At 69.4% G+C, this 5,257-nt stretch carries 5 protein-coding genes; all 5 read left to right on the top strand.

The window, feature by feature from the left end; all coding sequences use genetic code 11:
* The first annotated feature begins 124 nt into the window (after nt 1-124).
* Nucleotides 125-961 (top strand): chromate resistance protein ChrB domain-containing protein, encoded by an 837-nt coding sequence (locus J8J14_RS24330; protein WP_209382121.1) that lies wholly within the window; start codon nt 125-127, stop codon nt 959-961.
* Nucleotides 958-2,334: a chromate efflux transporter gene (chrA, locus tag J8J14_RS24325; protein ID WP_245216146.1), complete on the top strand. Its 1,377-nt coding sequence runs from the start codon at nt 958-960 to the stop codon at nt 2,332-2,334. The genes J8J14_RS24330 and chrA overlap by 4 nt, the downstream gene beginning before the upstream one ends.
* A 41-nt stretch (nt 2,335-2,375) precedes the next feature.
* Complete coding sequence (locus J8J14_RS24320; protein WP_209382120.1) at nt 2,376-3,341, top strand: DUF1259 domain-containing protein; 966 nt, start codon at nt 2,376-2,378, stop codon at nt 3,339-3,341.
* Nucleotides 3,342-3,388: 47 nt separating this feature from the next.
* Nucleotides 3,389-4,030, top strand: coding sequence for a hypothetical protein (locus J8J14_RS24315; RefSeq protein ID WP_209382118.1), 642 nt, complete (start codon nt 3,389-3,391; stop codon nt 4,028-4,030).
* Nucleotides 4,031-4,073: 43 nt separating this feature from the next.
* On the top strand, nt 4,074-5,257 hold a 1,184-nt coding region (locus tag J8J14_RS24310), incomplete at its 3' end, for an MFS transporter (protein ID WP_245216145.1).

Below are 5,257 nucleotides of genomic sequence, written 5' to 3'. Positions count from 1 at the left end.
TCTGCCGCTTGACACTCCCAGCAGGAGAGGGCCACCGTCGCCTCAAGGGGAACCGCGATTGCCCCGTGAGGCTTCGGCTGAAGTATCGCGTCCGCAATCCCAAACCGAGGGGAGAGGACGCGCCATGCCTGCGCCCGACACCATCACTGCCGTTCAGCTTTCCCGCCTCATTGGCCTGCCCGACGCGCCGGTCATCCTGGATGTCCGCACCGGGCAGGACCTCTCGGCCGACCCGCGGCTCATCCCAACGTCGATCCTGCGCCACGCCACGTCAGCCCCTGATTGGGTCGCCGAGTTCGCCGGACGCTCCGTTGTCGTCGTCTGCCAGCGCGGCCTGAAGCTCAGCCAGGGCGCCGCCGCCTGGCTTCGCCACGCAGGTGCCAGGGCCGAGGTGCTGGAGGGCGGATTTGGGGGCTGGGCGGCGACGAACGGGCTTCTTCTCCGGACCGACCGCATCCCGAACCCGGATCCCCAGGGCCGCACCGTCTGGGTCACCCGGTCCCGGCCGAAGGTGGACCGCATCGCCTGCCCCTGGCTCATCCGGCGTTTCGTCGATCCGAGAGCCGTGTTCCTCTTCGTGGCGCCGTCCGAGGTCCGGATGGTCGCTGAGCGCTTCGGCGCGACCCCGTTCGACATCGATGACGTCTTCTGGAGCCATCGGGGGGAGGGCTGCACCTTCGACACCATGGTCGAGGAATTCGGTCTGAAGTCGGAACCCCTCTCCCGGCTGGCCATGATCGTCCGCGGTGCCGACACCGACCGGCCCGACCTCACCCCGCAGTCGGCGGGCCTGCTGGCCGCCTCGCTCGGGCTGTCGCGCATGTACCGGGACGACCTGGCCCAGCTCGACGCCGCCATGTCCCTGTACGACGCCTTCTACCGCTGGAGCCGGGACGCGGTCGCCGAGACGCACAACTGGCCCGGGGCGACCTCGAGCGCCCGGGCGGAGACGGTGGCATGAGCGAGGTCGCGCTCGAGGCCGCCGCCCCGTCCGGCATGCCCGCGAGAGGCGAGGCGCGCCTGCCGTCCTTCGGGGAGGCGCTGCGGGTCTGGCTGAAGATTGGCCTGCTGTCCTTCGGCGGCCCCGCCGGGCAGATCGCCATGTTGCACCGAGAAGTGGTGGACCGGCACCGCTGGGTCTCCGACGCCCGCTTCCTGCACGCGCTGAGCTTCTGCAACCTCCTCCCCGGGCCGGAGGCGCAGCAGCTCGCCACCTATCTTGGCTGGCTGCTCCACGGGGTTCGGGGCGGCATTGCGGCGGGAGCACTGTTCGTGCTGCCGGGCATGGCGGTGATGCTAGGCCTCTCCATCCTTTACGCGACATTGGGCAATGTGCCGGTCGTCTCGGCCCTGTTCTTCGGCCTCAAATGCGCGGTGCTGGTGCTGGTGGTCGAGGCGCTGCTGCGCGTCGCCCGGCGCGCCCTGAAGACCAACCCGGCCTGGGCGCTCGCCGCGGCCGCTTTCGTGGCGCTCTACGCCTTCGGCCTACCTTTCCCGCTCGTGGTGCTGACGGCCGCGCTGATCGGCTACTTCGCGCCCGGCGCATTCAAGGGCGGCAGCCACGGTGATGCGCAGGATGGTCCGCCCGCCGTCCTGGACGTCGTGCTGGCGGCGGATCCGGGCCGCCCGGCCCGCCTGGCGGCCCAGGCATGGCGCGCGGGCTGGATCGGGGTCGGCCTGTGGCTGCTGCCGGTCGCGGTGCTGGTGGCAACCCGCGGCGGTGTCCTCGCTGATGTGGCCTGGTTCTTCTCGAAGATGGCGGTGGTCACGGTCGGTGGCGCCTATGCGGTGCTGGCCTACGTCGCGCAGGAGGCGGTGCAGGGCTATGGCTGGCTGACGCCGGACCAGATGCTGGTCGGCCTTGGCCTCGCGGAAACCACGCCCGGGCCGTTGATCCTGGTCCTGCAGTTCGTGGGCTTCCTGGCGGGCTACGGCCAGGGCGGGTTGTTCTGGGGCATCCTGGCGTCGGTGCTGACGGTGTGGGTCACCTTCGCGCCCTGCTTCGCCTTCATCTTTCTCGGCGCGCCCTACGTCGAGCGGCTGCACTCCAACCGCGAGCTGACCAGTGCCCTGGCGGCGGTGACGGCGGCGGTGGTGGGCGTCATCGCCAACCTGGCGCTCTGGTTCGGCCTCCGGGTGATCTTCGCCGAGGTGCGGCGGGTGGAGCTTGGCCCGATGGCCCTGGACATGCCCGTGCTCGGCAGCCTGGATCCGCTTGCCCTGGCGCTCGCCGTTCTCGCGGCGGTCTGCCTGTTCCACTTCAAGCTCGGGTTGCTGCGAACCCTTGGCGTCACGGCTGCGGTTGGGCTCGTGGCCAAGCTTGCCCTCGGCTGAGGGTTGGACTTCCTGCTGACAAAGCAACGGAGGAGACACCGATGACCTATGCAAGGCAGCGTCGGTCAGCCCTGGTCGGGTTGACTTTCTTGGCCGCGGCGGGGGTACCCGCCGTTGCCCAGCAGGGGCACGCCCCTGTCCAGCCAGGCGGAACGACGGCGCAGCAGGTCGGCACGCCCAATGCCGACTGGCGCCGCACAGTCGACGACGTTCTCGGCAAGCCGGGCACCGAGCAGCCCGGGGGCGTGTGGCGCGTCTCCTTGCCGCGCGCCGACCTGAAGGTCACGCTGGATGGCGTGGAGATCCGTCCTGGCCTCGCGCTCGGCTCCTGGCTGGCCTTCCGGGAGCACGGACAGGCGCTGATGGTCATGGGCGACCTCGTCCTGCTCGAGACGGAGATCGCGCCGGTGATGCGTCGCCTGGCCGAGGGCGGGATCGAGGTGACTGCGCTCCACAACCACCTGCTGCGCGCCCAGCCCGCGACGATGTATCTCCATGTTGGCGGGCACAGCGACGTAGCGCGGCTGACCACGGCGCTCCGCCGCGCGCTTCAGCAGACAGCGACTCCGATGCAGGGGGCTGCCGGACCGGCGGGCCAGGATCGGATCGAGGGTCTCGACACCGCCGCCTTCGCCAGGGCGCTCGGCCGCGAAGGCCGAATCGCTGGCGGTGTCTACGGGGTCTCGGTGCCGCGGGCCGAGCCGGTGCGGGAGGGCGGCTTGGACGTGCCCTCCGCGATGGGTTCCGCAACCGTGATCAACCTCCAGACCGCCGGGAACGGCAAGGGGGCGATCACCGGCGACTTCGTCCTGACCGCCGAGGAGATCGTGCCGGTGCAACGGGCGCTGGTCGAGCACGGCATCGAGGTCACGGCGATCCACAACCACATGCTGAACGACGAGCCACGGATCTTCTTCATGCACTTCTGGGGCGTGGATGACCCCGAGAAGCTGGGACGCGGCCTTCGCGCGGCGCTTGACCGCACAAACAGCCGACGCGCTGGGTAGGTTGGTCCGCCATGCGACCCGAGAGAGTGCTCGTCTACAGGCGCCCCTTGCTCCTCGCCGGGGTGGGCTTGGCGCTGGCTGGGCAGCGTGCCGCGGCTCAGGCTCAACCACGGCGCCTCGATTTCGAGGACGCGGTGGTCGGCGCGCCGCCGACCGGCTTCTCCTCTGCCCTGACCGGCGGCGGCGGACCGGTGCGCTGGGTCGTGGTGGAGGATCCGTCCTCCCCGGCCGGACCGAGGGTGCTGGCCGAGATCAGCAAGGATCGCACCGACAACCGTTTCCCACTCGCCATTCTGGAAGGGACGACAGCGATGGATGTCGCGGTCTCCGTGCGCTTCAGGCCAGTCTCCGGCACGGTGGATCAGGCAGCCGGGCTGGTGGTGCGGCTACGCGACCCCCGGAACTACTACATCGCTAGGGCCAACGCGCTGGAGGGTAACGTCCGCCTGTACCGTGTCGTCGACGGTCGCCGGATCCAGTTCGCGGGCGCCGACACACCGGTGCCCCGCGACCGCTGGCAGACGCTTTCTTTGCGGATTGAGGGCGACCGGCTCGCGGTCTCTCTGGATGCGCACGAGCTCTTCACCGCGACGGACCGGACCTTCTCTGAGGCGGGGCAGGTTGGTGTCTGGACCAAGGCTGACAGCCTAACCCACTTCGACGCCCTGGAGGTGCAGCCGTTGCGCTGACCGCGCGAAGGCGTTGGACTGAGCGCAGCTGCAGGGGACCCGCATGTCCGAAGCCGCAGGCACGCCATCAGAGACAAATCCGGCATTGCCAGCTTGCGATGGTGCGATGAACAACCGCGTGTTGACCGCGCGCGGCCTGAGGGCCTTCGGTGACGGGTATGTCGCCATCCTGTTGCCGATCCACCTCGGTCGGCTCGGCTACGGCCCGGCAGAAATCGGGCTGATTGCCACGAGCACCCTTCTCGGTTCGGCGCTGCTGACTCTGGCTTTCGGCACCATCGTGCACCGGCTGCGGCTCCGCCAGGGGCTGCTGGCCGCCGCGCTGCTGATGGCCGGGACCGGCTTGGGCTTCGGCGTCCTCCAGGACTTCTGGCCGCTCCTGCTCCTTGCCTTCGTCGGGACCATCAACCCTTCGGGCGGCGACGTGAGCGTGTTCCTGCCCATGGAGCACACCATCATCGCCCAATCCGTCGCGGATCAGGAGCGCACGAGTGCCTTCGCCCGCTACAGCTTCGTCGGTTCCATCGGGGCCGCCTTGGGCGCTTTGGCGATCGGCGCGCTCGACTGGATCGAGGTGATCCTCCCAGGAGCCGACGTGGGCGGCGCCCTGTTCCTGCTCTACGGCGGCATAGGCCTGGTCACCCTGTTCGTCTATGCGGGCATGCCGGAGGTACGGACCGGAGAAGGTCCCCCCTCTGCCGCGCTCGGTCCCTCGCGAAGGCGGATCTACGGCCTCGCCACGCTGTTCTCCGTTGATGCCTTTGGCGGTGGTTTTATCGTGAACTCGCTCCTCGCCGTATGGCTGTTCGAGCGCTTCGGCCTGTCAGTGACGGCAACGGGGGCGATCTTCTTCGTTACCGGGGTCTGCTCGTCCCTGTCCTACTTCGCGGCGGCCCGGCTCGCGACGCGCTTCGGGCTGGTGAATACGATGGTGTTCACACACCTGCCATCCAGCGTCTTCCTAATCCTCGCCGCCATCGCGCCGACGCTGCCCATTGCAGTGGCGTTGCTTATTGCACGCAGTCTGCTGTCGCAGATGGACGTGCCGACCCGGTCCTCCTACGTCATGGCGGTCGTCGAACCGGCTGAGCGGCCCGCCGCGGCGAGTGTCACCGCCGTGCCGCGAAGCCTCGCAGCCTCGCTCTCCCCCGCGCTCGCTGGCTGGATGTTGGCCGTCAGCCCATTCGGGTGGCCACTCATCTGTGCGGGGGCGCTCAAGATCGCCTA

Source organism: Pararoseomonas baculiformis, from assembly GCF_017813395.1.
GTDB classification, from domain to species: Bacteria; Pseudomonadota; Alphaproteobacteria; order Acetobacterales; family Acetobacteraceae; genus Roseomonas; species Roseomonas baculiformis.
This window is presented reverse-complemented; position numbering and strand designations above follow the sequence as displayed.